25 protein-coding genes are annotated in these 25,342 nt (G+C 70.5%); 11 read left to right on the top strand and 14 right to left on the bottom strand.

Annotated features, from left to right (window positions below; translation table 11 throughout):
* Nucleotides 1-10 precede the first annotated feature (10 nt).
* On the top strand, nt 11-346 hold the full coding sequence (locus tag LWF15_RS37675; RefSeq protein ID WP_232812470.1) for a tetratricopeptide repeat protein: 336 nt from the start codon (nt 11-13) through the stop codon (nt 344-346).
* A gap of 80 nt (nt 347-426) precedes the next feature.
* Here LWF15_RS37675 and LWF15_RS20415 read toward each other — a convergent pair whose 3' ends face one another.
* Nucleotides 427-828: a RidA family protein gene (locus tag LWF15_RS20415; protein ID WP_232812469.1), complete on the bottom strand. Its 402-nt coding sequence runs from the start codon at nt 826-828 to the stop codon at nt 427-429.
* Between the two features lie 91 nt (nt 829-919).
* Here LWF15_RS20415 and LWF15_RS20410 point away from each other — a divergent pair, with 91 nt between their 5' ends.
* A complete protein-coding gene (locus LWF15_RS20410) occupies nt 920-1,876 on the top strand; it encodes a helix-turn-helix transcriptional regulator (RefSeq protein ID WP_232812468.1) in 957 nt (318 codons plus the stop codon).
* Here the strand turns inward: LWF15_RS20410 and LWF15_RS20405 are convergent.
* Nucleotides 1,867-2,994, bottom strand: a complete 1,128-nt coding sequence (locus LWF15_RS20405; RefSeq protein WP_232812467.1) for a glycosyltransferase — start codon at nt 2,992-2,994, stop codon at nt 1,867-1,869. The genes LWF15_RS20410 and LWF15_RS20405 overlap by 10 nt on opposite strands.
* Before the next feature lie 92 nt (nt 2,995-3,086).
* On the opposite strand from LWF15_RS20405, the gene LWF15_RS20400 reads away from it, so the two are divergent.
* On the top strand, nt 3,087-3,704 hold the full coding sequence (locus LWF15_RS20400; RefSeq protein WP_232812466.1) for a TetR/AcrR family transcriptional regulator: 618 nt from the start codon (nt 3,087-3,089) through the stop codon (nt 3,702-3,704).
* Here LWF15_RS20400 and LWF15_RS20395 read toward each other — a convergent pair.
* Entirely contained in the window at nt 3,679-4,476 is a 798-nt protein-coding gene (locus LWF15_RS20395; protein WP_232812465.1) for a GntR family transcriptional regulator, read from the bottom strand. The genes LWF15_RS20400 and LWF15_RS20395 overlap by 26 nt on opposite strands.
* A 33-nt stretch (nt 4,477-4,509) precedes the next feature.
* The gene (locus tag LWF15_RS20390; protein ID WP_232812464.1) at nt 4,510-6,117 is read right to left on the bottom strand and encodes a hypothetical protein; all 1,608 of its coding nucleotides are present in this window, start codon (nt 6,115-6,117) and stop codon (nt 4,510-4,512) included.
* A 152-nt stretch (nt 6,118-6,269) separates the two neighbouring features.
* Between LWF15_RS20390 and LWF15_RS20385 the strand changes: the two genes are divergently transcribed.
* Nucleotides 6,270-7,388: a histidinol-phosphate transaminase gene (locus LWF15_RS20385; RefSeq protein WP_232812463.1), complete on the top strand. Its 1,119-nt coding sequence runs from the start codon at nt 6,270-6,272 to the stop codon at nt 7,386-7,388.
* Nucleotides 7,385-7,678 (top strand): Atu4866 domain-containing protein, encoded by a 294-nt coding sequence (locus LWF15_RS20380; protein WP_232812462.1) that lies wholly within the window; start codon nt 7,385-7,387, stop codon nt 7,676-7,678. The genes LWF15_RS20385 and LWF15_RS20380 overlap by 4 nt, the downstream gene beginning before the upstream one ends.
* On the opposite strand, the gene LWF15_RS20375 is transcribed toward LWF15_RS20380, so the two are convergent.
* The 4 genes from LWF15_RS20375 to LWF15_RS20360 all read right to left on the bottom strand — a co-directional run bounded on the left by LWF15_RS20375 (nt 7,657) and on the right by LWF15_RS20360 (nt 12,171).
* Nucleotides 7,657-8,475: a sulfite exporter TauE/SafE family protein gene (locus LWF15_RS20375; RefSeq protein ID WP_232812461.1), complete on the bottom strand. Its 819-nt coding sequence runs from the start codon at nt 8,473-8,475 to the stop codon at nt 7,657-7,659. The genes LWF15_RS20380 and LWF15_RS20375 overlap by 22 nt on opposite strands.
* Before the next feature lie 124 nt (nt 8,476-8,599).
* Entirely contained in the window at nt 8,600-9,577 is a 978-nt protein-coding gene (locus LWF15_RS20370) for a zinc-binding dehydrogenase (protein ID WP_232812460.1), read from the bottom strand.
* A 30-nt stretch (nt 9,578-9,607) separates the two neighbouring features.
* Nucleotides 9,608-10,183, bottom strand: a complete 576-nt coding sequence (locus LWF15_RS20365) for a TetR/AcrR family transcriptional regulator (protein ID WP_232812459.1) — start codon at nt 10,181-10,183, stop codon at nt 9,608-9,610.
* Between the two features lie 26 nt (nt 10,184-10,209).
* The gene (locus LWF15_RS20360; RefSeq protein WP_232812458.1) at nt 10,210-12,171 is read right to left on the bottom strand and encodes a putative bifunctional diguanylate cyclase/phosphodiesterase; all 1,962 of its coding nucleotides are present in this window, start codon (nt 12,169-12,171) and stop codon (nt 10,210-10,212) included.
* Nucleotides 12,172-12,404: 233 nt separating this feature from the next.
* Between LWF15_RS20360 and LWF15_RS20355 the strand changes: the two genes are divergently transcribed.
* The gene (locus LWF15_RS20355; RefSeq protein WP_232812457.1) at nt 12,405-13,511 is read left to right on the top strand and encodes a GGDEF domain-containing protein; all 1,107 of its coding nucleotides are present in this window, start codon (nt 12,405-12,407) and stop codon (nt 13,509-13,511) included.
* An 18-nt stretch (nt 13,512-13,529) separates the two neighbouring features.
* Nucleotides 13,530-14,039: an NUDIX hydrolase gene (locus LWF15_RS20350; RefSeq protein ID WP_232812456.1), complete on the top strand. Its 510-nt coding sequence runs from the start codon at nt 13,530-13,532 to the stop codon at nt 14,037-14,039.
* A gap of 1 nt (nt 14,040) precedes the next feature.
* Here LWF15_RS20350 and LWF15_RS20345 read toward each other — a convergent pair whose 3' ends face one another.
* The 4 genes from LWF15_RS20345 to LWF15_RS20330 form a co-directional block, all read right to left on the bottom strand.
* Nucleotides 14,041-14,559, bottom strand: a complete 519-nt coding sequence (locus tag LWF15_RS20345) for a hypothetical protein (RefSeq protein ID WP_232812455.1) — start codon at nt 14,557-14,559, stop codon at nt 14,041-14,043.
* A gap of 41 nt (nt 14,560-14,600) precedes the next feature.
* Nucleotides 14,601-15,857 (bottom strand): ABC transporter substrate-binding protein, encoded by a 1,257-nt coding sequence (locus LWF15_RS20340; protein ID WP_232812454.1) that lies wholly within the window; start codon nt 15,855-15,857, stop codon nt 14,601-14,603.
* The gene (locus LWF15_RS20335; RefSeq protein WP_232812453.1) at nt 15,854-18,601 is read right to left on the bottom strand and encodes an EAL domain-containing protein; all 2,748 of its coding nucleotides are present in this window, start codon (nt 18,599-18,601) and stop codon (nt 15,854-15,856) included. Before LWF15_RS20335 ends, LWF15_RS20340 begins: the two co-directional genes overlap by 4 nt.
* Before the next feature lie 143 nt (nt 18,602-18,744).
* Nucleotides 18,745-19,944, bottom strand: a complete 1,200-nt coding sequence (locus LWF15_RS20330) for an esterase-like activity of phytase family protein (protein WP_232812452.1) — start codon at nt 19,942-19,944, stop codon at nt 18,745-18,747.
* Nucleotides 19,945-20,028: 84 nt separating this feature from the next.
* On the opposite strand from LWF15_RS20330, the gene LWF15_RS20325 reads away from it, so the two are divergent.
* The 3 genes from LWF15_RS20325 to LWF15_RS20315 all read left to right on the top strand — a co-directional run bounded on the left by LWF15_RS20325 (nt 20,029) and on the right by LWF15_RS20315 (nt 22,392).
* The gene (locus LWF15_RS20325; protein WP_232812451.1) at nt 20,029-20,571 is read left to right on the top strand and encodes an RNA polymerase sigma factor; all 543 of its coding nucleotides are present in this window, start codon (nt 20,029-20,031) and stop codon (nt 20,569-20,571) included.
* Complete coding sequence (locus LWF15_RS20320; RefSeq protein ID WP_232812450.1) at nt 20,568-21,305, top strand: hypothetical protein; 738 nt, start codon at nt 20,568-20,570, stop codon at nt 21,303-21,305. The genes LWF15_RS20325 and LWF15_RS20320 overlap by 4 nt, the downstream gene beginning before the upstream one ends.
* Nucleotides 21,306-21,420: 115 nt before the next feature.
* Nucleotides 21,421-22,392: a glycoside hydrolase family 26 protein gene (locus LWF15_RS20315; protein WP_232812449.1), complete on the top strand. Its 972-nt coding sequence runs from the start codon at nt 21,421-21,423 to the stop codon at nt 22,390-22,392.
* A gap of 177 nt (nt 22,393-22,569) precedes the next feature.
* Here the strand turns inward: LWF15_RS20315 and LWF15_RS20310 are convergent, their stop codons facing one another.
* The gene (locus LWF15_RS20310; protein ID WP_232812448.1) at nt 22,570-23,904 is read right to left on the bottom strand and encodes a sensor histidine kinase; all 1,335 of its coding nucleotides are present in this window, start codon (nt 23,902-23,904) and stop codon (nt 22,570-22,572) included.
* Between the two features lie 2 nt (nt 23,905-23,906).
* Complete coding sequence (locus tag LWF15_RS20305) at nt 23,907-24,560, bottom strand: response regulator transcription factor (protein ID WP_232812447.1); 654 nt, start codon at nt 24,558-24,560, stop codon at nt 23,907-23,909.
* A gap of 201 nt (nt 24,561-24,761) precedes the next feature.
* Between LWF15_RS20305 and LWF15_RS20300 the strand changes: the two genes are divergently transcribed.
* On the top strand, nt 24,762-25,331 hold the full coding sequence (locus tag LWF15_RS20300; RefSeq protein WP_232812446.1) for a hypothetical protein: 570 nt from the start codon (nt 24,762-24,764) through the stop codon (nt 25,329-25,331).
* Nucleotides 25,332-25,342: the final 11 nt, after the last annotated feature.

Here is a 25,342-nt window from a genome sequence, read left to right as displayed (position 1 = left end):
TGAGCAGGCCGTGAGCGAGAACCTGACCATCGACGAGAGCACCCACGACCGCTACCGGCGCGCGCAGACCCTGATCGAACTGGGCCTGGTGATCGAGGCCGCGCAGGTCGCCGCCCCGCTCGAGAAGTACGAGTCGCTGCCGGAGTCGTACCTCGAGCTGCTGGCCCGGATCTACTTCAACTCCGCCCAGCTGAACAAGGCCGAGCGGGTCCTGCGCCGGCTGATCGAGCAGAACCCGGCCAACGGCTGGGCGCACCGGGTGCTGGCCCGCACCCTGTACCGGCGTAACGAGAAGGTGGAGTCGGCCCGCTTCCACCGGATCGCCGACGGCTTCGGAGTCGCCTGAGCCGCAGGAGTTCTCACCGAAGGGCGCTGCCGTCACCGGTGGCGCCCTTCGGCCTTTCTTCCCCGGACTCAGCCCACCCTTCAGCTCACCGCGGTGCCTTCCAGCTCGACCAGCTGCCCGGGGATCGCCAGCCGGGTGACCCCGAGCATGGTGGTGGCCGGGGCGACCGGGACGGCCGCCAACCGGCCGGCCAGCACCCCGTAGTGCTCGAACAGCAGGTCGACGTCGGTGGTGTAGACGTTGAGCCGGACCAGGTCGCCCAGGGCCAGGCCGGCCTCCCGCAGCACGGCCTCGAGGTTGTCCAGGCTGAGCCCCAGCTGGCCCGCCATGTCTCCCTCGTGCTCGGGCCGGCCCTCGCTGCTCATCGCGGTCTGCCCGGAGACGAACAGCGTGCGGGTGTGCCCCGACACCAGCTCTCCCTGGTTGAAACCCATGGCCAGCGACCAGGTCACCGGGTTGACCGCACTTCGCTGCACTGTCATGTCGTGCTCCATCCCCCTCGGAATCTCCACCGGCAGCACCATCCCAGCCAATACCTGACACCGACTGTCAGGTATTGGTTACGCTTTTCCCGTGCGGGCAGACCGGTTGGTGGCGCTGGTGTTGTTGTTGCGCACCCGGGGCCGGATGACCGCCCCCACGCTGGCCCGTGAGCTCGAGGTCTCCACCCGCACCGTGCTGCGCGACGTCGAGGCGTTGTCGGCGGCCGGCGTGCCGGTCTACGCCGAGCGCGGCCGCAACGGCGGGTTCGCCCTGCTGCCGGGCTTCGCCACCGAGCTCACCGGTCTGAACCGCGAAGAGGCCCTGGCCCTGGTGGTGGCCGGGTCCGGTCGCGGGGAGCAGGTGTTCGGCCTCGGCTCGGCGCTGGCCTCGGCCGTACGCAAGGTTCTGGACGCGCTGCCGGAGGAGCACCGGGTGATGGCTGGAGACGCGGCCCGCCGGCTCCTGGTCGATCCGGAGCACGACCTCCTGGCCCACGGGTTGGCGCCGGCCGAGCCGACGCCGATGGGTGAGGTGCGCCGGGCCGTGCTGGAAGGGCTACGGCTGCGCATCCGCTACGCCGCGACCGACCAGACGGCGCAGTGGCGCACGGTCGAGCCGGTCGGCCTGGTCACCGCCCGGGGCCGGGGCTATCTGCTGGCCACCCGTAACGGCCAGGAGCGCGCGTACCGGCTGTCCCGGGTGCTGGCCGCCGAGAGTCTGCCGGAGACAGCGCAGCGCTCCACCGCCGTCGACCTGGAGCGGATGTGGCGTGAGCACTGCGCCCGGTTCCTTTCGGCCGACCAGCTCACCGCCTGGATCCGGGTGAACCCCACCCGCCGCGAGGAGCTGGCCGACAGCGCCCTGGCCGTGCGGGCCCTCGATCCCGACGAGGAGGGCTGGCTGCACTTGGAGGTCACCTTCCAGAACGCGCAGCACGCCGAATGGTCGCTGTGGCAACTGGGCAGTGACGCGGAGGCCCTGGCCCCCGAGTCGCTGCGGGCAACTCTGCACCGCCGGGCCGCACTGCTGGCCTCGCGCTACGCCTGACGCTCGAGCAGCAGGGCCAGGGCCGTGTCGGGCGTGTTCTGCGCCTTCACCGACGCGCTGATCCGCGCGGCCGCTGCAGCGAACGAAGGTTCGGCGAGAACGTCGTGCACGGCTGGGCCGACCTGCTGAGCCGACGAGACCACCCGGCCCGCCCCGGCCGCCTGCACCCGGGCGGAGTTCATCGGCTTGTCCAGACCGAAGGGCAGCAGCACCATCGGGATGCCCGCGCTCAGCGACGAGAGCACCGTGCCGGCCCCGGCCGCGCTGACCACCACGTCGATGCCGCTGTCGAGCAGATCGCGCATCGGCACGAACCCGGCCACACACACGCGGGACGGGTCCACCTCGAGATCGACGTCGGTGTGCGGGGCGAGGACCACGTTGACGTCCTGCTGCAACAGCGAATCCAGCGCCGCCGCGAGCGCCTGCGGTTCCTCCACGATGGTGCCCAGGGTCAGCAGCACGGTGGGGCGGTCTTCCCGGCCCGGGAACGGCGGGCGCTGCCAGACCGGGCCCTCCCCCGCATGCGGTTCGGCCTGCACGGCAATGCGTTCCGCCGGGTACGCGTCGGTGGGCTCGAGCAGCACATCGGGCCAGGGATCGAAGTAGGCCACCGGCTGCGTGCGCACCACGCCTTCCTGTGCGAACCGCTCGACGGCAGCCTGCTCGATGTAGGTGGCCAGGGCTGGGCTCAGCGGCAGGCTGCCCCCGTGCAGCGCCCACGGCACCCCGATGGCGTCGGCCGCGAAAGGGCCAAGCTGGTCGGCCATGTCGGCGATCACCAGGTCGGGAACGAAGTCCTTGGCCGCGGCCAGCGCCTCGGCCGCGCCGAGATCCGTCCGGGCCCGGACGAAGAAGTCGATCGGGGCCTGGGCGGCCGCGGCATTGTCGTCCAGCGGCACGTCCCGGGCGTCTACCCCGGAGCGACGGAACACCTCGGCCAGCGTCTGCTCGATGCTCGGCCCGGCGGCCAGCACCGGGAACGAGGGCACCTGCTGCACCATCGAGGGATGGGTCAGGAAGGCCACCTCGTGACCGGCCCGTCCGGCCGCGCGGGCCAGCGGCAGCATGGGCAGCAGGTGCCCGAAGGCCGGGCAACTGCTGAAGAGGATGCGCACGTCGATCAACTCCCTGATCTCGGCCAGTTCAATAGAGTGGGCTATATCGACAGTAGCGCACTCTCCTGACCGGTCGAGGCTACGATCACGGAGTGACACCTCAGAAAGCCGGCGGCCGACGGGCGGAGTACGCAGCCGCCACCCGGCAGGCCATCCTCACCGCAGCTCGCGAACTCTTCGTGGAACGTGGCTATTTCGGCACCAAGGTCGACGACATCGCGTCTCAGGCCCGGGTCGCCGCCCCCACCGTGTACGCCGTGGGCGGTGGCAAGAGCGGGCTTCTGCTGGCCCTCATCCAGGAGGGCGTGAACAGCAGCGAGGCCGAGCAGGCGTACCAGCAGATCCTGGCCCAGAGCGATCCCGCCGAGCTGGTGGCGTACCTGGTCGAAGCCACCCGGGCGATGTTCGAGAGCTGGTCACCGCTGATGCGGCAGGTGATCGCGGCGGCCCCGCAGGAGGCGGCGGTACGCGAGACGCTGGCGCTGGCCAATGCGGGCATGCGCCAGGGAATGGTGCTGGCCGCCCGCCGGCTCGACGAACTCGGTGGCCTGCGGCCGGGGGTGAGCGCCGACCGGGCGGCCGACGTGTTCTGGTACTACCTGGGCAACGCCTCGTACTTCACCCTGACCGACGAGCTGGCCTGGTCACCGCCCCAGGCGGCCGAGTGGCTCCACCAGCAGCTGGTCAGGGAAGTCCTGCCCCCGGCCTGAGCACCGGGTTGAGCGGCCGGGCAGGGGTCTGACCGGGCCCGCGCCGGGTCATCGCGAACTGGAACGAGAACGTGTCGCGCCGGTAGTACGAGCGGATCCCGGCGATCACCGTCTCCTGGTAGTCGACCACCGAGCCCTGCATCAGGAACACCGGCGCCCCCGGGCTCTCGGTGAGCAGCCCGGCCTGTTCCTCGTCGAGATCGGCGATGGTCAGGTCGAAGTCGCCGAGCTGGATCTCCACGCCGAAGTCGGCCTCCAGCGTGTCGTACACCCCGGCCTTCTCCAGGTCCATGTCGGCCAGGCCGGCGAAACGCGGCCAGGGCAGGTGGATCTGCTCCAGCGCGACCGGCACGTCGTCGGCCCGGCGCACCCGTTCGATCAGGAGCAGTTTGTGGACGCCGGTGGCGAAGGCGAAGCTGTCGTGCGCGGCCGAGCGTTCGGTCACCTCCACCCGGACAACCCGGGAGCTCGGTGTCCGGCCGCTCTCGCTGATCCGGCGGCCGAACCCGAGCAGGTCGCTGACCCGGTAGGCCAGTGGACGCCCGCCGGTCACGAAGGTGCCCCGGCCCGCCGAGCGGTCGAGCAGGCCCTCGTTGACCAGGCGGGTGACGGCCTGACGGGTGGTGCCCCGGCTGACTCCGAACTCCTCGGCCAGCTGCCATTCCGGCGGGAGCTGGTGGCCCCGGCCCCACTCGCGGGACTCGATGCGGGCGCGGATGACCGTGTACATCTGCTCGTGCAGCGGAACCCGTGCCCCCGCTCGCCGACTCATCCTGCTCCTCGCCCCGTCCGGATCTCCCGTCTACTACACCACGGCCGGGGCCAAGTCCGGTTCCGGGGCCGAGGCGGCGGTGCGGCGTAGGTGGTGCAGATTGATCAGCAGGGTGAACACGAAGGCCAGGCCTGCGGCGGCGAGCATCGCGACGACCATCCCGCCCGCGCTGGTGGCGATGAACGGGGCCATGAACGCCGGCAGGTAGGCCGAGGCCTCGACTCCGAAAACCCCGACCAGGGCGCCACCTACGGTGGAGGCACCGACCGCCGTAGCGAAGATCCGCTTGTCGCCGAACATGAACGGGTACGAGGCCTCGACGAAGGTGCCGAAGAAGAAGTTCACCGCCGCCCCGGAACCGGCCAGGGCACGCTCACCGCTGGTGCGCGGCTTCACCGCGTTGGCCAGCGTGATCCCCAGGCTGACCATGACCAGGCCGACCATGTCGACGGCGCCGAAGAAGCTGTGGCCCTTCTGCCCCATCTCCAGCAGCACCAGCGGCAGGATCACCGAGTGGTAGACCCCGCCGATGATCGCGAACCAGATCGCCGCACCGGCCAGGGCCCCGGCCATCACCGGGGAGAAGTCCAGGGCGGCCTCGATGCCGTCCTTCACCCCGTCCCCCACCGCGCTGGTCACCGGGGCGAGGGCGTAGTGCACCAGCAGACCGGGCAGCAGGCCGGCGACCGCCCCGGTGACGATGTTGGCGGTGGTGGCCGGGAAGCGGTTCGACAGCGTCCAGCCGATCAGCCGGGCCGCGATCAGGCCGGACAGCACACCGCCGACCAGCCCACCGAGGATTCCCCCTTCGACGGCCAGCACCCCGGTCACGGCGCCGGCCACCAGGCCGACCTCGTCCAGGGCGGAGACCCGGCGGGCGGCCACCGCGGCCACCACCACCGGCAGACCGGCCATCAGCAGGTCGAAGACCTCGGTCAGGCTCTGCAGGCCGGGGATCTTGCTGATCGCCAGCACCAGGGCCAGGGCGATGAAGGCAGGGATCGAACCGACCATGATCCCGCGGATGCTGATTCGCCTCCAGGCCGGCCCTTCGACGGCTGAACTTTCCGACGAGCCGCCCAGGAGAGGCTGGTAGCGGATCTTCCAGTGCCGGGCCAGGCCCGCGACGTAGGAGACCGCGCGGGTGGTCGAGGTGGTGCCGGTGGTGCCGGAGACCGCCACCAGGTTGAGGCCCGCCTGCTGGGCGTTGGCGATCGAGGTGCCGCCGGTACCGGCCGCGGGCAGCCCCTGGGCCACGGCGGCCCTCACCGTGGCCGCATTGGTGTCGGTGGGATCTGCGCTGACCAGGATCAGCGCGTCGATCTCGCCGGACTCCACCCGCTCGGCGAGCTGGGCGTCGGCAGCCCGTGCGGCCACGTTGACCTCGCTGAGCGGCCCCTGCGCGACCACCGTCGGCCGCCCCTCGACCAGGGCCCACAGCTCAGCGGCGGTCGAGTCGTCGATCCCGTCCATCGAGGCCTGGGCCGCCACGAACTGGACCGCGCCCAGACCGAGGCCGGCCGCCCGGACCTGGCGGGCCACCTCGGCGAGCAGCCGGGCCGGGTCGTCACCGCCGTGGCTGCGCAGATTCCCGCCACTGCTGCCCAGCACGGCAACCGTTCTCGCGGTGTCGTTGGTCATCCGACTTGTCTCTTCCCGGTCTCATCAGCCTGGCCTGGAACATCTAGATCTTTAATGCACCGAGATCCGGGCTTGCGCGAAGCCGTGTCCGTCCCTCAGGGTCTTAAACATACATACCTTTGCAGTCGCCTGGAACCGAAGGAGAGCCCGTCATGACCCTCGCCCCGATCCGGCCGGAGCTCAGGGGCAAGTCTCCGTACGGAGCACCCCAGCTCGACGTGCCCGTGCGGCTCAACACCAACGAAAGCCCCTACCCACCCGGCCCCGAACTGGTCGCCGACATCACCGCGTCGGTGACCAAGGCCGTCCTTGATCTGAATCGCTACCCCGACCGCGACGCCGTCGAACTGCGCACCGCCCTGGCCGCATATCTGAGCGAGTCCACCGGCGTGACCCGCACGTTCGAACAGGTCTGGGCCGCCAACGGTTCCAACGAAGTCCTCCAGCAGCTGATGCAGGCCTACGCCGGTCCGGGGCGGACAGTTCTGGGCTTCGAGCCCACCTATTCCATGCACCGCACCATCGCCGAATCCACCGGTTCCCGGTACATCTCGGGACCGCGCCGCCCGGACTTCACGCTCGACCCGGACGCAGCCGTGGCGGTCATCCGCGAAGAACAACCCGACGTGGTGTTCCTCTGCACGCCGAACAACCCCACCGGCCTCTCCCTCGATCCAGAGACGGTACTGGCGGTGCACGACGCATTCGGCGGGCTTCTGGTGCTGGACGAGGCCTACATCGAGTTCTCCCACGAGGAATCGCTTCTCAGCCTGCTGGAGAACCGGCCGCGGCTGGTGGTCAGTCGCACCATGTCCAAGGCCTTCGGCTTCGCCGGGGCACGCGTGGGCTACCTGACCGCCGACTCGCGCGTGATCGACGCACTACAGCTGGTGCGCCTGCCCTACCACCTGTCCACGGTCACCCAGGCCATTGCCGGTGCGGCCCTGCGTCACCGGAAGGGCCTGTTGCAGCACGTCGAGGACACGAAGAAGGAACGGGACCGGCTCATTGCCGAAATGCGTTTCCTGGAGCTGACGGTGGTCGAATCGGACGCCAATTTCGTGCTCTTCCAAGTACCCGACGCTCCTGGCGTCTGGCGTCGGCTCCTGGACGCCGGGGTCCTGATCAGAGACGTCGGGGTCGCCGGCCACCTTCGGGTCACCACCGGCACACCGGCCGAGAACGACCAGTTCCTGCGGGCCCTGCGGGAACTGGGTGGGAGCAGCACAGCCAGGAACGATCGGGCCGGTCTTCCTAGTCTGGAGGCATGAGCACTCAGAACACCACGCACCCCTACGTCGGCATGTGGGTCACGGCCGACAACCACATCCGCCAAGAGCTCCTGCCCGAGGGCCGCTACGAGGAGGCCCGGGGCGGGCGGCTCAAGGCCTACACCGGCCGCTACTGGGTCAACGGCACCGAGATCGACTACCGCGACGACACCGGCTTCTCAGCCGACGGGCGGTTCGAGGGAGACGTGCTGCACCACGGCGGCTACCTGTTCTACCGGGAGGGCAGCGAGGCCCACCAGGCTGCCGCTCAGCCCCAGTTCTCCGCGTAGATGTCGTGGCTGACCTTGACGATCAGGGCCAGCACGACCACCAGGAACACCACACGGATGAACTTGGCACCGCTGGAGATCGCCATCCGGGCGCCCAGGTAGCCACCGGCCAGGTTGGCCAGGCCGAGCAGGATGCCCAGGCCCCAGACCACCGCACCGGTGGGCACGAAGAACGCCAGGGCGCCCAGGTTGGTGGCGAAGTTGACGATCTTGGCCTTGGCGCTCGCCTGCAGGAAGTCGTAACCGATCAGGCTGACCATGGCCATCACCAGGAAGGTGCCGGTGCCCGGGCCGAGCACCCCGTCGTAGACGCCGATCGCCAGGCCGACCGCCACGGCGGCCCGGTAGTGCGCCGACCCCGAGTAGCGCAGGGCCGTGGCCTGGCCCAGGGCGGGCCGGGCCAGGGTGATCGCCGCGACCACCACCAGCGCCACCACGATCACCGGCTTGAACACGGCCACCGGCAGGGCCGAGGCGATCGAGGCCCCGGCGAAACTGCCACCCAGGGCCACCCCGGCCATCGGCAGCGCGGTACGCAGGTCGGGGCGGGCCCGGCGGTAGTAGGTGATCGCGCTGGTGGCGGTGCCGAAGATCGAGCCCAGCTTGTTGGTGGCCAGCACCTGCACCGGTGCCAGCCCGGGCACCAGCAGCAGGGCCGGCAACTGCAGCAGCCCACCGCCGCCCACCACCGCATCGACCCAGCCCGCCGCAAAGGCGGCCAGGAGCAACAGAACCAGCGCCGTCGTGCCTAGTTCGGGTGGAAAGAACAGGGCGGACTCGGCGTGCGGGGCGAACATCACGAACCCTCCGGCGAGCCGGGGACGTTCGTGATGTTCGGTTCAGGCGGGCTGGAGATGGTGCGTCCTTCCGTTCTTCGGACCGTCACGATACGACACCGAAGACCGCGGACGCGCACCCTTATCAGGGCCGCAGCATGATCTTGCCCTTGCGGCCGGGCCGGAAGTTGGCCTCGTTGGCCGAGCGGACGTCGGCGAACGAGAACACCTCCTCGACCGGCAGCGTCAGCGACCCGTCGCCCGCGCGGGTGACCAGTTCGCCGAACAGCGCGGCGCGACGGTCGGGGGCCAGGGCCGGGAAGACCTTGCTGCCCCAGAAGCCCTTCACCGTGACGTTCTTGAAGATGATGTCGCCGGACGACAGTTCCATCACCGGGGCGCCCATCGCGCCGAAGACCACCAGGGTGCCGTCCTGCCCGACCAGCGAGAGCACGTCGTTGGCGGCGGGACCGCCGACCGAGTCCACGCCCACCTTGACCGAGGCGCCGCCGGTGATCTTCTCGGCCTGCTCGCGCCAGCCCTCACCATCGGTGGCCACCACGTTGCCGATGCCCTGGGCGGCCAGTTCCTCCACCCCGGCGGCCCGGCGCACCAGGCCGAGCACGTTGATCCCGCGCGGCTTGGCCAGCTGGGCCACCAGGCGGCCGACGGCACCGTTGGCGGCGTTCTGGACCAGCCAGTCGCCCTCCTGCAGGTCGAGCGAGTCGATCAGCGCCAGGGCCGAGAACGGCATGGCGACGAGCTGGGCGGCGACCTCGTCGGGCAGCTCGTCGTTCACCGGGGTGAGCCGGCCGGCCGGGGCGACGAAGTACTCCGCCCAGACCCCGAAGGTGCTGCTGGAGGCGACCCGCTGGCCGACCTCGAGGTTGTCCACCCCCTCACCGAGCGCGTCCACCACTCCGACGGCCTCGGTGCCGGCCCGCGCCGGAAGTTCCGGCTTGAAACCGTAGGTGCCCCGGATCGTCCACAAATCATGATTGTGGACGGCGGAGAGCACCGTGCGGACGCGGACCTCACCGGCGCCGGGTTCGGGGGTGGGGACGTCTTCGACATTCAGAACCTGGGACGGGTCACCGAACTCGTGGTGGACGACGGCGCGCATGAAGTGCCTCGGCTTTCTTTTCGGAGGGATTCAGGTGGTGGTGCGGAAGACGAAGTCGAAGACGCCGGCCAGGTCGGCCTCGGTCGGGCCGGGCTCGCCGGTGCACCAGGCGGCCAGCTGCCGGTTGATCACCCAGACCAGACCGGCGGCCAGGAACTCCCAGAACACCTCGTCCCGCCCCGCCCAGGGTTGCAACAACGGCTCGCGGCGCAACCGCTGCGCGCTGAAGGCGACGACCTGGGCGTGGTAGGCGGGACCGCCCGGACTGGCGTGCACCCGGTGGTAGAAGACGGCGTGTTCGCGCATCCGGTCGGCGATGACCGCGAGCACCGGGGCGAAGGCGCTCTGCAACCCGTCGGGGGCCTGCGAGGGCGGTTCGAGGTCGGCGAACGACTGCTCCAGCCGCATCAGGCCGGCCGCCGCAAATACCGCTCCCAGATCAGGAAAGTGCTGGTAGAAGGTGGGCCGGCTGACTCCGGCGGCCTCCACCACGTCCTTGATCGAGATCTCGGCGGCCTTGCGCTCGTCGAGCAGACCGGTCGCCGCCTCGACCAGCGCCGTCCGGGAGCGGACGGCGAGCGGGTTCTCGCGGCGGATCTTACGCATGTAAAAACTTTAACACATGTAAGAGATCAGGCGAGGTGACGTCCGAGCGTCCCGTCCTCGTTCACCGCGCTCAGGTGCGAGCGGGGCCCCGGCACCCGGACGGCCTCACGGCCACCGTGCCGCTCGACCACGGCGGCCACCCGGTCGGCGGGCACCGGCTTGGACAGGTGGTAGCCCTGGATCAGGTCGCACCCGCCGGAGCGCAGCAGCTCCAGCGTCTGGGCGTCCTCCACGCCCTCGGCCACCACCTCGAGGCCGAGGTTCGCGCTCAGTGTGAGGATCGAGCGGATCAGGACGGCACTGGCGTGCGCCTGCTCCGGATCGGCCAGCCCCATCACGAACGCCTTGTCGATCTTCACCTCGCTGACCGGAAGCCGTTGCAGATAGGCGAGACTCGAGTAGCCGGTGCCGAAATCGTCCAGAGACAGGGTCACCCCGAGGTCGACCAGGCGCTGCAGCAGGGAGACGGCCCGGTCCGGGTCGGCCATCACGCTGCTCTCGGTGATCTCGAGCACCAGCCGGTCGGCCGGCACCCCGGCCCGGGCCAGTGCGGAGGCCACATCCTCGACCAGTCTCATCGTGTTCACGTTGTGCGGCGAGAGGTTCACCGCCACGGCCAGGTCCAGGCCGTCGTCCTGCCACCGCCGGGCCTGGGCCAGCGCCTGGTCCAGCACCTGGTGGGTGAGCTGCTCGATCAGGCCGCTGGACTCGGCCAGCGGCACGAACACCTCGGGACTGACCCAGCCCAGGACCGGGTGTTCCCAGCGGGCCAGCGCCTCGACGCTGTGGATCGCGTTCGTGCGCAGGTCCAGCTGCGGCTGGTACAGCACCTTGATCTCGTCACGCTCCAGCGCGATGTGCAGATCGGCCAGCAGCCGCAGGCGTTCGGTGCGGCCGCGTTCCAGGTGCTCGCCGTACACCACCACCGGGTCGGGGCCCTCCTTGGCCGCGTACATGGCGGTGTCGGCGTGCCGCAGCACGTCCGCCTCGCTGAGATCCGGTCCGGCCAGCCCGATCCCGATGCTCGCCTGGGTCGTGACCACGGCGTCCACCAGCGAGATCGGCCGGCCCAGGGCCTCGAGGATGTTGTGGGCCAGGGTGGGCGCGGCGTCGGTCGCCTCGCGCCCCACCACCAGCACGGCGAACTCGTCACCGCCCAGCCGGGAGACCGTGCCCAGGTCGCCCACCGTGGTCACCAGCCGGGTGGCCACCTCACGCAGCAGCGCGTCGCCGACATGGTGTCCGAACGCGTCGTTGACCTCTTTGAACTTGTCCAGGTCGAGCAGCAGCACGGCCGCCTCGGGAACCTGGCCGGGCCCGGACAGGACGGTCTCGACCCGCTGGCTGAGGAAGGTGCGGTTACCCAGCCCGGTGAGCGCGTCGTGGGTGGCGTCGTGGGTCAGCTGCTCGACCAGCCGGGAACCGCGCAGCGACATCACCAGATGACTGGCCAGGGTCTGCACCATGGTCAGGTCGTCGTCGGTGAAGGTGTCCCCGTCGAGCCGGTCGAGCAGGACGATGCAACCGCGGGTGCTGGAGGGCAGCGCTACCGCCAGGGCGTCGCGGGCCCCTCGGGCCTGCAGCCACTGCCGGGCTTCCACGTCCTGGGTGCCCCGGGCCAGCAGCATCGGCTCCCCGGTGTCCATCACCCGGTCGAGCAGTCGGTCGCCGACGCCGGACACGGCTGTCGAGGCGTACGCGTCGTTCGCCCCGATCCGGATGTGACGGTCGCCGAAGTCGTGGTAGTCGAAGACGATCAGCTCGAGCCGGCCGGCCCGCAGGAGCTGACGTGTGCGCAGCAGCAGTCCGCGGGCCTGTTCCCGCACACTGGCGGTGACCGTGGCCTGCTGGACGAACTCGTGCACCACCACCAGCGACTGGTGCCGGTCGGACAGGCGCCGGTAGGCCCGGCGCGCCCAGATCCCGCCTCCGGCCACGCCGACGACGAGCAGCGCAATCACCGCGAGGAACACCCACTGCTCTTGCACTACCGACTCCGCTCCGAATTCGTGGATACACGCACCGTAACCACTCTGGGGCACGGGCCGCCTCAGGGCAGCCGCCCATTGGAGTGGCAGAACACCCGACCGTCTTCCTGTCCGGCAGCTGTCGTGTTGTGATGCGGAGTTCCCGGTGCGGCGAACAGGTGAACCGGGTTCATGCCTGCCCTCCTCCGGCCGACGGGCAGCCGACGCCAGACAGGGACTGCCGAAAGGGTGGGATGGAGCCGGAACCGGCTGCTCGGCCGAAACTGCTGCTGGCCGCGGTGTTTCTGGCCCTGGAACTGCTGCTGTGCGCGCTCGCCTGGTTCATCCTGGACGGGCTCGGCCAGCACCAGGCGTCCTTCCCGGTGACCATGGTGGTGTGGGGCGGCTGCCTGCTGCTCTACGCCTCGCCGGTGCAGGCCGCCATCACCGCCTGGTCGCACGACGGCCGCAGCTGCGCGCTCTTCGTGTTCATGGTCAGCATCGCCATCTGGGCGGCCGCCTCCACCACCCACCTGCCCAGCATGTACCCGATCCTGATGGGCATCGTGGCCCTCGAGATCGCCGGCCGCGACAGTTCCTGGCGCACCGCCTCGGTCGCCCTGGTCATGCTGCTGCTCGGCACCGGCCTGACCGGCTACCTGGTCGAGACCGGGGTGATGCCCAGCGCGTTCCCGGCCGCGACCAGCCACCACCTCTCGGTGATCCTGGCCCTGTTCGGCAGCCTGATGACGGTGCGCGGCGTCGGCCGGGCCCGTAAGTCCGACGCCCTGCGCCAGAAGCTGGCCGAGGAGCAGGCCCACCACCACGCCGAACTGCGGCACGCCGCCACCCACGACGCGCTGACCGGCACCCTCAGCCGGCGCGGCCTGAGCGAGGTGCTGGCGGGGCCGGCCGGCCGCTCCCCCGGCCTGGCGGTGATCTACCTCGACCTGGACGGCTTCAAGGCGGTGAACGACCAGCACGGCCACGCCGTCGGCGACGCCCTGCTGGTGCAGGTGGCCGAGCGCTTCGGCCTGGTCGTGCCCGAACCTGGCTTCCTGGCCCGGATGGGCGGCGACGAGTTCGTCGTCGTGGCCCCGGGCCTGCGCGCCGCCGAGGAGGCCTCGGCCCTGGCCGCCGCCCTCTGCAACTGCCTCCACGACCCGTTCCGGCTCGGCCCCGAGACGGTGACCGTGGGTGTGAGCGCCGGGATGGCCTGGAGCACCGAACCCCCGCAGGACCCGGAGAGCCTGATGCGGGCCGCCGACGCCGGGATGTACGAGAACAAGCGGGCCTCCGCGGCCAAGGCCGGGTCGGCCTGGCGGGGTGGCCTGCTGGCGGCGCGGGTTCCCAGCGAGTGAACGGGCTACCGTGCCGCCATGTACCCCGATGACCTGCCGCTGGTCAGGCGAAGTGCGGTCCGCCTGGTCGTGATCGACGCCGCCGACCAGGTCCTGCTGCTGCACACCCGCGACATCGAGAACCCCGACCTGGGCACCTGGTGGGAGCTGCCGGGCGGAGGGATCGACGCCGGAGAGACCTACCTCGACGCAGCGGTGCGGGAACTGCACGAAGAGACCGGATTCGTGGCCACCGCAGACCAGTTCGGCCCGCCCACCTGGCGTCGGCGCGCCTCGTTCCGCCACCGCCAATCCCGCCATGTGCAGGACGAGGTGGTGCTCCTCCTGCGTCTGGAGGCGACCGAACCCGAGATGGACGAGACCGGCCGCCTGGACTACGAACTCGAGGACTACTTCGCCCACCGCTGGTGGCCCCTGCCCGAGCTCACCTCCAGCACCGACCGCTTCTACCCAGGTCAGCTGCCCGCCCTGATCGGCCCCCTGCTGCGCGGCGAACCCGTGGACGAACCCTTCGAACTCTGGTCGTAGGTCAGCGGGGCTGGCGGTTCACGTCGAGCTGGCCGGCCAGGTGGCGCAGCCTTCGTAGCACCAGCTGGCAGCTGAAGAACGACAGAAGAACCAGGTAGATCACGGGCCGCCAGAACGAGTCCTCAGGGCCACGGGTGATGAGAAGGAAGATGTTGAAAGTCGCGAAGCTCAAGGTCAGGCCGAGCAGGAGCCAGACCACAGGATCTTTCATCCCCTGGCTCAGGCTCACCGGCCTCTGGGCGGGCTGCGCAGGCCCAGCCTCTTTCCGCCCCCGCCAGGAGCGCGCGCCCATATGCCGGGCCTTCCAGGTCACCCCGCCGAACAGGGCCGTCATGATGCCCGAGCAGAGCGCGAAGGCGTAGAAGTGGTTGTCTTCACGACCACCGGTGATGGCCTGAACCAGGAAGACGACGGTGACCACCGCCCCCACCAGCGACAGAAAGACCCCGTACAGCCATGACTTCCACAGGTCCGGGACGGCATCCGGCTCCGAGGGCTGATCGTCTCCGGCAGAACTCACACATCGGACAGTAGGCGGCGGCCAGATCTCCCGCACTTCGGCTACTGGCCGGCCTCGACGGTGCGCCGCCCCGCCTCGACGGCGTCCTTCCAGGCCTGGGCCGGGGCCTTGCCGCCCTCGATGTTCGCCAGTTCGCTGTAGTAAGAAGTCATGGCAGCGGCGTTGAGGGGGCTCTCGTAGACGATGGGCAGTTGTTCGGCGGCGGGGCCGAACACCTCGATGGTCGACTGGCCGCCGAAGAATTTCTGGCCCTCGGTCAGGGCAGGCAGGTCGTAGGCGGCGGTCACGGCCGGGAAGACCGAGGAGTCGGTGAAGGCGCGGGCCTCGTTGGCGGCCGAGAGCAGCTCCGCGATGTAGGCGAAGGCGGTCTCGGGGTCGCGGCTGCGCGCGGGGATGGCCAGGTAGGAGCCGCCGATGTTCCCCGGACCACCCGGGCAGGCCGCAACCCGCCAGCGCCCCGAGGTGCTCGGCGCGGCCGACGCTATGTCCAGACCGTTCCAGGCCGGGCCCAAGTGTCCGGTGAGAGTGCCTGACGTCAGCGCGGTTCCGAAAGCGGTGTCGTCGTAGATCCCGGCCTGCAGCCCGTCGACGATCGCCTGCACGGCCTTCTCCCAGGCCGACCTGACCTCGTCCTGGTCGCCCACGAAGGCACCGGTCCGGTCGACGAAGGTCTTGGTCTGCTGGGCCAGCGCCACCCCGAACACGTCGTTGGAGTTGCGGATGGCGAAAGTGCCGGGCAGGCGGGACTTCAGCTCGTGCGCGGTGTCGAACCAGCCGTCCCAGTCGGCCATCTTCTCACTGACCTCGGAGATCTCCACCGACAGGCCGGCCTTGCGCCAGAGGTCCTCGCGCAGGAACAGGGCGGTCGGGCCGAGGTCGATGGGCAGGCCGATCTGGCGGCCGTCGTCGGTGGTGGCCTGGGCGAACTTGGCCGCCACGAATGTTCCGGCGATGTCCTCGGCGCCCAGCGTGTTCAGGTCGAGGAAGTAGTCGGCCTGGGTCTGGAAGAAGGCCATGTCCTCACCCTTCACCCCGCTGATGTCGGGCACCGCCTCACCGGCGCGCAGCGAGGTGCTCAGCCGCTGGGCGAAGTCGCCACCTACCAACGAGGTGCTGATCCGGGCGCGGTCGGCGAACTTGGCACTGACGTCCTTCACCACCGCGGCCGAAAGGGCGCCTTCCCAGTACCAGAACGTCAGCTCCTGCGAGCTCTCCGCCTCACCCGAATCACCGCAGCCGGAGAGGTTCAGCGCGACCAGCCCGGTCCCGAGCAGGAAGCTTCGACGCGACAGGCTCATGCGGGACCCCCAGGCACACTCGTCCTCTGTTCGCTGTTCTCCGGCGCCTCGGCCTGCCGAGGCAGATCTTTCAAGAGCGAACCAGAGGACGTTTGTGGCACTAGAGACGCCGGAAGCCTCCCTACCGCTTCGGGCGGCAGGGGCCGGGAGAAGAGGTACCCCTGGGCCTCTTCGCAACCGTCGGCCATGACCCGGGCCAGTTGTTCGGGTGTTTCGATACCTTCCGCGATCACTCGCAGCGAGAAGGTCTGTGCGGCGCGGGTGATCAGGGTCGCCAGCTGGTGGTGCCCGGGATCGTCGGAGTCGACGAAGCTGCGGTCGATCTTGAGAATGTCGGCGGGCGTGTCGACCAGCGCCGCCACCGAAGTGAATCCGGTGCCGAAGTCGTCGATCGCGACCTGCACCCCGCTGGCCCGCAGTTGCCGCAGGTGCTCACGCACCTGCGGGTCGGTGGTCAGCACGGTCTCGGTGATCTCGAGAACCAGTACCGAAGCGGGCAGCCCGGCCGCGTTCAGCGCGTCGTAGACGTCGTTCAGGATCCGGTTGTCGCTCAGGTGCCGCCCAGAGATGTTGACGGCCATGGTCGGCTCGTCCTCTCCAGTGCCGAAACCGGCTTCGCCGAACGTCTTCCAGCGGGTCACCTGGGCCAGCGCCGCGTGCAGCACCCAGCGTCCGAGGTCGCACACCAGCGACGAGGCCTCGGCGGCGGCGATGAAGATGTCGGGGCGCACCGGGCCGACGCCGGGCCGCTCCCAGCGGGCCAGAGCCTCGAAACCCACCACCACGCCGGTGTGCAGGTTCACCACCGGCTGGTAGTGCAGGTGCAGCTCTCCCGCCTCCAGCCCCTCCCGCAGGGCGACCTCCATCTCCGCCTGCTCCGAGAGCTCGGCGCGCAGCCGGTCGTCGAAGACCTCGACCCGGCCCCGACCCGCCCGCTTGGCGCGGTAGGCGGCCAGGTCGGCCTCGGCCAGCAGGGTGTCGGCGGTGCTGTCGGGCGATGAGAGAGCAACGCCGATACTGGCGCCCACCTGCACGTTCCGCACTGCGCCGCGGTCGCCGTCGGCGCCCCCGTCGAGCGGCCCCGACCAGCTGACCGCGGCGACCAGACGCTGGGCGAGCTCGGCCAGCGGGGCGATCCCCGGCACCTTGGGCAGGAGCACGACGAACTCGTCACCGCCGAACCGGCCCACCACGTCAGAGGGCCGCAGCCCGGCCGAAAGGCGCTGCGCCACCTCGATCAGCACCCGGTCGCCGGCCGCGTGCCCATGGGTGTCGTTGACCGCCTTGAACCCGTCGAGGTCGATGAACAGCACGCCGGTGTGGGTTTCCGGCTCGTCGTCCCCGAGCAGGGCCGTGAGCTGCTCCAGCACCTGGGCCCGGTTGGCCAGGCCGGTCAGCGGATCGTGGTTGGCCTGGTGGGCCAGCTCCTCCTGGAGGGCCTCGCGGGCCCGGAAGGTGTCGACGATCTGCTCGATCGAGGCGTGCACCACCTCCCCCAGCGGTCCAGGCAACGGCCGTAGCCTCAGGGCCGCCTCCGGATCGCCGTCGACCACTGCCCGGGCCTGTTCCTGCACACGCCGCAGACCGGCCACGGCCGAGGTCAGAGCAGCTGCGGCGGTGCGCATCTCGCGTGGGCCCTGGGCCTGTGCAACGACCAGGTGACCCTGGCTGATCTGCTGGGCACTGCCCGCCAGGGAGCTCATCGAGCGGGTCAGCCAGCGCGACAACAGCCCGGCGATCAGCAGCGACAGCAGCACCAGGGCCAGGCAGCCGGCCAGCGCCGCGCGCTCGCGGGCCTGGGCGGCGTCCCGGTCGGCCTGGGCCGAGTCGGTGACCTCGGCCACCGCGTCCTGCAGCACCACCGCCACGGCGTCGTCCCGCGTGCCACTGCGGTCGACCAGCCCGGGCAGCGCCCCGGTGCGCACCACCTCGGTGCCCGGATCGAGCGCCTGACGGGCCAGGAGGTCGGAGAAGGCGGCCACCGAGGGGGTGCTCTGGAACAGCTGGTAGCCCTCCCGCACCCGGGCGCTGGACAGCTCGTTGCCCTGGTCGGCCAGCTCGGTGTACTTGCCCCACGCGGCCATCCAGCCGCGCTCGGCCTCCTCCCGCAGTGCGCCCGGCAGCACCCGCGCGGCGAACAGCAGACCCAGCTGCCGGCTCGCGGCCTCACTGAGCTGGGCCACCTGGGTCAGATCCTGCAACGCGGCGACACTGTGGCTGCTCAGTCCGGCGGCCACCGCCTGGGCCGTGGCCCAGCGTTGACCGGCGGCCAGGGTGGCGGAGGTGCGGCTGTAGCCCGAGGCCACGGTCTCCAGCACCTGGCTGCTGTTGTCGGCGGCCCGGCGTGCGGCCAGCAGGGTCTGACGGGCCTCGATCACCACGCCCCGCAGTTGCAGCGGCAGCGGTGCGTCGAGCACGGCCTCGAGGGCCTGGTCGGTGGCTACCCGGCGCTGCCGCACCACCGCGGGCTCGGTGGTGCTCAGCAGGTCGCGCCGAGTGGCCTGGAAACCCAGCTCACTGGCCGCGTCCTTCTCGGCCAGTACGTCCAGCAGCAGAGTGGGCAGGACCTCGGCGTCGGAGGCACGGCGGGCCGCGTCGAGCAGCTTCACCGAGGCGACGAGCTCCTGCGCCTCGGCGGCTTCCTGAGCGTCGGCCTGGGCCCGCCGGACCAGCAGGCCGCCCATCACCGCGGCCACGATCAACGGGGGCAGGGTGATGGCAGCCAGAGCCAGCCACAGGGGCATCCCCCGGTAGCTGCGCCCCCCTCTGGCCATCATCGGGCCAGACCGGCGTCATGACGTGCGCCCCGCCTCCACACCCAGCAGACATCGGCCGGAGGCGGGGCCCGGTTGAGCCAGTCGGGAGAAACGCCTAGGTCAGCCCTGGATCAGCGCAGCAGACGCCGGTCCACGTCCAGCGACTTGGGCAGCTTCACGGTGATCCACTCGTTGTTGTCGGCCTCGGTGGCGCTGCGGCCGGTGGAGAACGGGAAGTTGTTGTCGTTCAGCACGCCGATGGTGTGGTTGTCGAGGATCACCACGTCCTCGATGGTCTGGAACGGGAAGGTGAAGGTCTTGCCGAATCCGCCCAGGCCCTGCGGGTTCGCCACGTTCATCAGGTCGACCACCAGGGTCTTGTCGAGCGCGCCGTCCTTGTCCCGGTCACGCTTGTCGGCCAGGTAGATCTTCTTGACCTTGGCGGTCGCCCCCTGGCCGCCGTCCCGCTCGATCACCAGGAAGCGGTTGCCGTCCACCGCGATCGCGTCACCGATGGCGTGGGCGGCGTCGTCCAGCTTGTAGATGTACTTCTTGCCGGTGTACTCGCCCTTGCGCGGGTCGAACTCGCTGAAGCGCAGCGTGCCCGCCGGGTCACCGGTGACCGTACCCTCCAGCAGGGCGTACAGCCGCTTGCCGTCGGGTGACTGGGCCAGGCCCTCGAAACCCTTGCTGCTGGCCAGGGTCGCGGTGGCCCCGGTGCGGGTGGCGGTCTCCGGCGAGACCGCGCCGTCGAGCGCGACCGGGGCCGACAGCAGCCGGCCGGCGCGGTCGAAGTGCAGCAGGTAGGGCCCGAACTCCTCGCCGATCCAGTAGGAGCCGTCGGCCATCTTCTGGATCGACTCCACGTCGAAGTCCGCCCCGGTGAGGACGCGGTCGTCGCGGGTCAGCTTCCACGGCACCTTGCCATTGGGGTCGGTCAGGTTGATGCCGCCGAGCACGTCGACCTGGTTGCTCGCGAAGGCCGGGGCGAGGCGGTGGATGCGCAGCAGGAAGTCGGCCGAGGTGGCCTGGGTGCCGTAGCCGTTGTCGGAGAGCACGTCGAAGGTGCCGTCGCCGTTGTCCGCGATCCCGGAGAAGCCCTGAACGGGCTGGTCGGCGAAGGGGGTGGCGAAGCCGTGGGTGTCTCCGGTGACCTTGGCTCCGGAGGGCTCGCTGCCCGGCACGAACGTTCCGGCGGGCAGTGAGGCCCAGCCGGTGAGGGTGGGCTTGGAGACCCCGCGACCGTCGGCGTGGGACGCGGTGGCGGTGAGGGACAGGGTGAGGGCCAGCACACCGGTACCGGCCAGGGCGTTACGCAGGACTGTTCGCATGGGGCCGGACGCTAGAGGGGTGAAATGACCGGAAGGGTGCCAGAACCTGGCGTAAGCCTGACCCCCGGCCGGACATTACCTAATGTGAGACAGACATCAACCCCGTCGCCGGACGACCGGTTCGAGGCGCTCTGGCTGCGCTGGGGCCCTCGGGTGATGGCCTACGCGCTGCGCCACACCGACCCCGACGTCGCCCAGGACGTGGTGTCGGAGGTGTTCCTGGTGGCCTGGCGGCGGCTGGACTCGGTGCCGGCCGAACCGTTGCCGTGGCTGCTCGTGGTGGCCCGCAACGTGATCTCCAACCAGCACCGGTCCCGCGACCGGCAGGGCCGCGTGGCCGATGAGCTGCAGCGCCTGCGCACGGTGGCCGAGCCCGCGCCGGCCGCCGAGGTCCTGGCCGGTGAGCGCGAGGCAATGCTGCAGATCCTGGCGGCGATGACCGCTCCCGAACGGGAAGCGCTGCTGCTGACGGCCTGGGACGGCCTGTCGCCCCGGCAGGCCGCCGCGGTGGCCGGCTGTTCGGTACCCGCTTTCCACACCCGCCTGTTCCGAGCGCGGAGCCGGCTTCGTCAGGGCCGGGAAACCCTCGAACCCCGCCCGTCCCCGTCTCTAGGAGGCATCGAATGAACGAGCAGACCCAGCTGGAGAAGCTCCGGCCTCGAACCAGCGTGGACGAGCTCTGGCCCACTCCCGCACGCAACGCCGCCTTCGAGCGCATCCTGGAAGCCAGGTCGGCCACCAAGCCGCCTCGACGGCGCGGCCGCCTGATCCTGGCCGGTGCGCTGGCGGCGGTGCTGATCCCCACCGGCGTCGGGGTCGCTACCGCTCAGGGGCTGATCTCCGGCCCGCTGGCCGAGCAGCTCAGCTTCTGGAGCGACCACACCGACGGGGCGGTGAACGAACTGAACGCTCGCCGCATCGCCCAGGGTCCGGGGCCCGAACCGGGCACCGTGCTGAGCGTCTGGCAGGCCACCGGAGCCGACGGAACGATCTGCTACGCAACCGTCTTCGAGAAGGCCGGGCCCCTCGACCGGCCGGCCGACACCACGCCGAGCTGGACCACCTCCGCCTGTCCCACGGCCGAGCAGCAGGCCATGAGCAGCTTCGGCAACCTGGGCGGCGGCAGCGACGGCGGCATCCACACCATGGTCTCGGCGGCCGGAGACGCGGTGCGGGCCGAACTGCAGTTCAAGGACGGCAGCGTGCGCGAGGCGATAGCCGCGGGGGCGAACTTCGCCTTCTGGTACCAGGCCGACGAGAAGGTCGATCCGCCGGAACTGGTGGGCTACGACAGCGCCGGCAAAGAGGTGGGCCGGGTCGAGCTCCCGAACCTCGTCACCAACTCGCACATACCTTCCTGAAAACCAACCAAGGACGTTTGTGGTCGGCGCATTTGGGTGAACTCGCCTCAGCTACGCGCGAGTTGGGCGGAAGTCTCTCCGAACTGGTCTGAAGCAGCCCAAGACAGGAGACCTGATGAGACGCGCCCGCCGGTTCATGGCCGCCGCCGTGGCCACGGTGGCCCTCGTCGCCGCCGGCATCACCCCGGCGCAGGCCGCGAGCCCGAAGTACGCGTCGGGGATGCCGTGGAGCGACGGCGGGTTCTTCGAGCACTCGGCCGCCCAGGCGCAGTCGTTCGCCCGGTGGCGGGGCGCCCCGGTGGACAACATCACCGCCTACACCACCCGCACCAACTGGAACGAGCAACTGAACGACTGGTGGGCCGGCTCCGTCCCGTCGTCGTTCCGGGCCCGGCGCGACGACTTCATCCTGTCGGTGCCGCTGTGGACCGACGACGGCCGGGCCGGCACCGACCAGAACTGGAAGGACCTGGGCCGCAAGATCGCCGCAGTCGACCCGGACGGCCTGGTGCGCCTGGGCTGGGAGATGAACTGCTGCTTCTCGCACGCCACGAATGCCCAGAAGTGGCGTAAGCAGTTCTCCCGGGCCGTGACGCTGCTGCGTTCCACCGCTCCCCGGCTGCAGATCGTGTTCAACCCGAACGAGGGGCCGGCCCAGAACGGCACCGTGGCCAAGGTCGAGAGCCTGTACGTGAAGGGCAAGGTCGACATCATCGCCCTGGACGCCTACGACTGGTGGGCGCCCTTCACCAGCAAGGCCAACATCGACAGTCACTTCACCAAGAAGTACGGCTGGAACTACTGGTACGACTTCGCCCGTGACCGCGGCCTGCCCTTCGCCCTGGCCGAGTTCAGCGTCTCGTCGGGCACCGGCCAGGCCGGCGCCTCGGGCGGCGACAACCCCCGGTTCTTCGACGCGACCTACACGTGGCTGGCGCAGAGGCAGAAGTCCGACCCGGGCTCGATCCGGTTCGTGTCGGTGTTCAACGAGAGCTCGGCCTACTGCGGGTGCGCCATCTCGGCCACCAAGAACCGCAAGGCCGCGGCCAAGTACAAGGCCGTGATCGGCAAGCTCCGCCGTTCCTGACCTCCAGGTCCTGTCCTGCGGATCACTCGCCTACTGCGGGGCACCCGGTGGGCAGCCTGGACGCACCCGGCGGGCGCCCACGTAGAACCACTACGAGGGCGCCCACCGGGCACGCCCAGGCCGTCACCGGGCACCTCCTCGCTACGGCGCTGATCCACAGGACAGGCCCTAGGCACGCTACGCGCCCGCCGGTGCCCGTTGCCCGGGCGCGGCGCGCGGTTGTGCGGCGGGCGGATTAGCGGCCTCGAGCGAGACCTCCACCAGCAGGCCACCTTCGGGCCGGGCCTCGGCGCGCACCCGGCCGCCGTGGGCGCTGACGATGGCCGAGATGATGGACAGGCCCAGGCCGTGGTGGCCGCCCTGGCCGGTGTCGGAACGGTTGAGCCGGTGGAAGGGTTCGAACAGCCGGTCCACCTGGTCGGCCGGGACGGGCGGACCGGAGTTGGCCACGCGCAGGACCGCCCGGCCCGCTGCGCCGACGGTGCCGGTGCCGATGCCGATCGCACTGTCGGCCGACTCGGTGTGGCCCTGGTCGGCCGGGGCGCTGGAGGTGGCCACGCTGACCCAGCCGCCGGGCTGGTTGTAGCTCATCGCGTTGTCCACCAGGTTCACCGCCAGGCATTCGAGCAGGCCGGCGTGCCCGGTGGTGACGGCCGGGGCGATGTCGGCACGCACCTCCAACCCCCGGCGCTCGAACCCGGAACGGTAGGTGGCCAGCACCTGTTCGCAGACCTGGGCCAGGTCGACCGGATCGCGCCGGTCGAGCCCGCGCTCGCTGCCGGCCAGGGTGAGCAGCGACTCCAGCAACTGGCCCTGCTGCCGGCTGATCTGCAGCACCTGCTGGAACGTGGCCCGGTACGCCTCCAGCCCGGCCTCGTGATCGATCAGCGTCTCTTCGAGCAGCGCGTGTTCGAGGGTGAGCGGGGTGCGCATCTCGTGCGCAGCATTGGCGACGAAGCGTTTGTGCGCCTGCAGCGCCGTCTCCAGCCGCATCAGCAGACCGTCTACGGTGTCGGAGAGGTCGCGGATCTCGTCGCGCGGACCGGTGGAGGCCAGGCGCTCGTGCACGTTGGAGGCCGAAATCCGCTGGATCACCGACGTCATCGAGCGGATCGGGCGCAGGATCCGGCCGGCCAGCAGCCAGCCCAGCACCAGCGAGAGCACCACCATGATGCTCAGCGCCACGGCCGAGCGCACCAGCAGCGAGTGCATCCAGTCGGCCCGCTGGTGCTCCAGCGCATCCGGTAACCGGCCGGGCGGCAGAGCTTCGGGACCGGGCATCTCAGAGGCGCTGGGCGCGGGGGCCTCACCGCCTTCGGGGATCGGGACCCGGGCCGCACTGGTCGAGATGTACTGCTCTGTGGGCGCATTGCTGACCAGGACGTAGGTGATCACCAGCAGCGCGACCCCGAGAACGGCGAAGAGCCCGCCGTAGAGCAGGGTCAGCCGCAGGCGGATACGGCTGGGACGCCGCCGGGCCAGACTTCGCAGCCGGTTCCTGAACTGGCTCATGATCAGATCCGGTACCCGCCGTGCGGCACGGTCTCGATCAGCGGCGGGCTGCCGAGTTTGGTGCGCAACCGGTTGACCGTGGACTTGACCGTGGTGGTGAACGGGTCGGCGGCCTCGTCCCAGACCCGCTCGAGCAGTTCCTCGGCCGAGACCACCCGGCCCTGGGCCGCGAGCAGGAACTCCAGCACCGCGAACTCCTTCGGGCTGAGCGGCAGCCGGCTGCCGGCCCGGGTGGCGGTGCGCCGGCCCGAGTCGAGCCGCACGTCGTCGTGCACCAGCACGGGCGGCAGCGCGGGCTGGGTACGCCGGCCCAGGGCGCGCACCCGGGCGATCAGCTCGGCGTAGGCGAAGGGCTTGGGCAGGTAGTCGTCGGCGCCCAGGCTCAGGCCGTCGACCCGGTCGTCGATGGTGGCCGAGGCGGTCAGCATGAGCACCCGCGTGGCCTGCTCCCGGGCGATCAGCGTGCGGCACACCTCGTCACCGTGCACCAGCGGCAGGTCGCGGTCGAGCACCACCACGTCGTACTCCACCTCGACGGTGCGCTCCAGCGCCTCCTGCCCGTTCAGGCTGACATCCACCGCCATCCCCTCGCGGCGCAGCACCCGGGCCACCGAATTGGCCAGCTCGGCCTGGTCCTCGACGACGAGCACACGCACAGCGTCCCCCTTGTCCCTCCCCCACGCACGGACCTTCCCAGGATGACAGAGGCCCCCGAATCCCGACGACGATCGCAGGGTTCCGGTCACACCCGGGTCACAACCGGGCGGACCGTGCTGTGACCGCCTCCTCGCTAGAAATGAACCCGCTGGACCGGACCACGGTCAGCACAACCACTCCGAGCCGGGGGGCCCGACGTCATGAAGCACTACCGCAACCGTCTTCCCAGGATGATCTTCGTCCTGGCCACCGCCGTCACGCTGGGGCTGGGCACGGCCGCCTGCGGGGGCGACTCGGGCGACTCCGACAGCACGGTGGCGGGGGCCCAGAGCAGCGACGCCCAGCCGGACTCGGCCGAGGACGCGAACGCCGCTCTGGTGGCCTATTCCCAGTGCATGCGCGAGAACGGGGTGCCCAGCTTCCCCGACCCGGAGAACGGGCGGCTGCAGATCCGCGGCCGGCAGGGCAGCGACATGGACCCGGAGAGTTCCTCGTTCCAGGCCGCGCAGCAGGCCTGCAAGGACAAGGAGCCCCCCGGCATCCAGCAGGGTGGCGGCCCGGACGGGCAGGCACAGGAGAACCTGCTGGCCTACGTCAGCTGCATGCGTGAGAACGGCGTGCCGAACTTCCCCGACCCGCAGCCCGACGGCCGTCTGCTGCTGAACCCGAACGAGGGCGTCGACCCGGAGTCACCGCAGTTCCTCGCGGCCGACGAGAAGTGCCAGCAGGAGGGTGGCCCCGGCGGCCCGCAGGCGCCGGGCGGGGCCTGAGCGGTCGTCCT

Origin of the sequence: Kineosporia rhizophila (assembly GCF_021277265.1) — a bacterium.
GTDB lineage: Bacteria > Actinomycetota > Actinomycetes > Actinomycetales > Kineosporiaceae > Kineosporia > Kineosporia rhizophila.
The sequence above is the reverse complement of the archived record's forward strand: the minus strand, read 5'-3'. Positions and strand labels throughout refer to the sequence as shown.

Excerpts from the sequence above, each read along its gene's own strand:
- LWF15_RS20315 (WP_232812449.1), top strand. The coding sequence starts at position 21,421 with ATGAGACGCGCCCGCCGGTTCATGGCCGCCGCCGTGGCCACGGTGGCC.
- LWF15_RS20415 (WP_232812469.1), bottom strand. The coding sequence starts at position 828 with ATGACAGTGCAGCGAAGTGCGGTCAACCCGGTGACCTGGTCGCTGGCC.
- LWF15_RS20340 (WP_232812454.1), bottom strand. The coding sequence starts at position 15,857 with ATGAGCCTGTCGCGTCGAAGCTTCCTGCTCGGGACCGGGCTGGTCGCG.
- LWF15_RS20300 (WP_232812446.1), top strand. The coding sequence starts at position 24,762 with ATGAAGCACTACCGCAACCGTCTTCCCAGGATGATCTTCGTCCTGGCC.
- LWF15_RS20370 (WP_232812460.1), bottom strand. The coding sequence starts at position 9,577 with ATGCGCGCCGTCGTCCACCACGAGTTCGGTGACCCGTCCCAGGTTCTG.
- LWF15_RS20365 (WP_232812459.1), bottom strand. The coding sequence starts at position 10,183 with ATGCGTAAGATCCGCCGCGAGAACCCGCTCGCCGTCCGCTCCCGGACG.
- LWF15_RS20320 (WP_232812450.1), top strand. The coding sequence starts at position 20,568 with ATGAACGAGCAGACCCAGCTGGAGAAGCTCCGGCCTCGAACCAGCGTG.
- LWF15_RS20330 (WP_232812452.1), bottom strand. The coding sequence starts at position 19,944 with ATGCGAACAGTCCTGCGTAACGCCCTGGCCGGTACCGGTGTGCTGGCC.
- LWF15_RS20395 (WP_232812465.1), bottom strand. The coding sequence starts at position 4,476 with ATGAGTCGGCGAGCGGGGGCACGGGTTCCGCTGCACGAGCAGATGTAC.
- LWF15_RS20375 (WP_232812461.1), bottom strand. The coding sequence starts at position 8,475 with ATGTTCGCCCCGCACGCCGAGTCCGCCCTGTTCTTTCCACCCGAACTA.
- LWF15_RS20335 (WP_232812453.1), bottom strand. The coding sequence starts at position 18,601 with ATGCCCCTGTGGCTGGCTCTGGCTGCCATCACCCTGCCCCCGTTGATC.
- LWF15_RS20385 (WP_232812463.1), top strand. The coding sequence starts at position 6,270 with ATGACCCTCGCCCCGATCCGGCCGGAGCTCAGGGGCAAGTCTCCGTAC.
- LWF15_RS20350 (WP_232812456.1), top strand. The coding sequence starts at position 13,530 with ATGTACCCCGATGACCTGCCGCTGGTCAGGCGAAGTGCGGTCCGCCTG.
- LWF15_RS20390 (WP_232812464.1), bottom strand. The coding sequence starts at position 6,117 with ATGACCAACGACACCGCGAGAACGGTTGCCGTGCTGGGCAGCAGTGGC.
- LWF15_RS20380 (WP_232812462.1), top strand. The coding sequence starts at position 7,385 with ATGAGCACTCAGAACACCACGCACCCCTACGTCGGCATGTGGGTCACG.
- LWF15_RS20355 (WP_232812457.1), top strand. The coding sequence starts at position 12,405 with ATGGAGCCGGAACCGGCTGCTCGGCCGAAACTGCTGCTGGCCGCGGTG.
- LWF15_RS20310 (WP_232812448.1), bottom strand. The coding sequence starts at position 23,904 with ATGAGCCAGTTCAGGAACCGGCTGCGAAGTCTGGCCCGGCGGCGTCCC.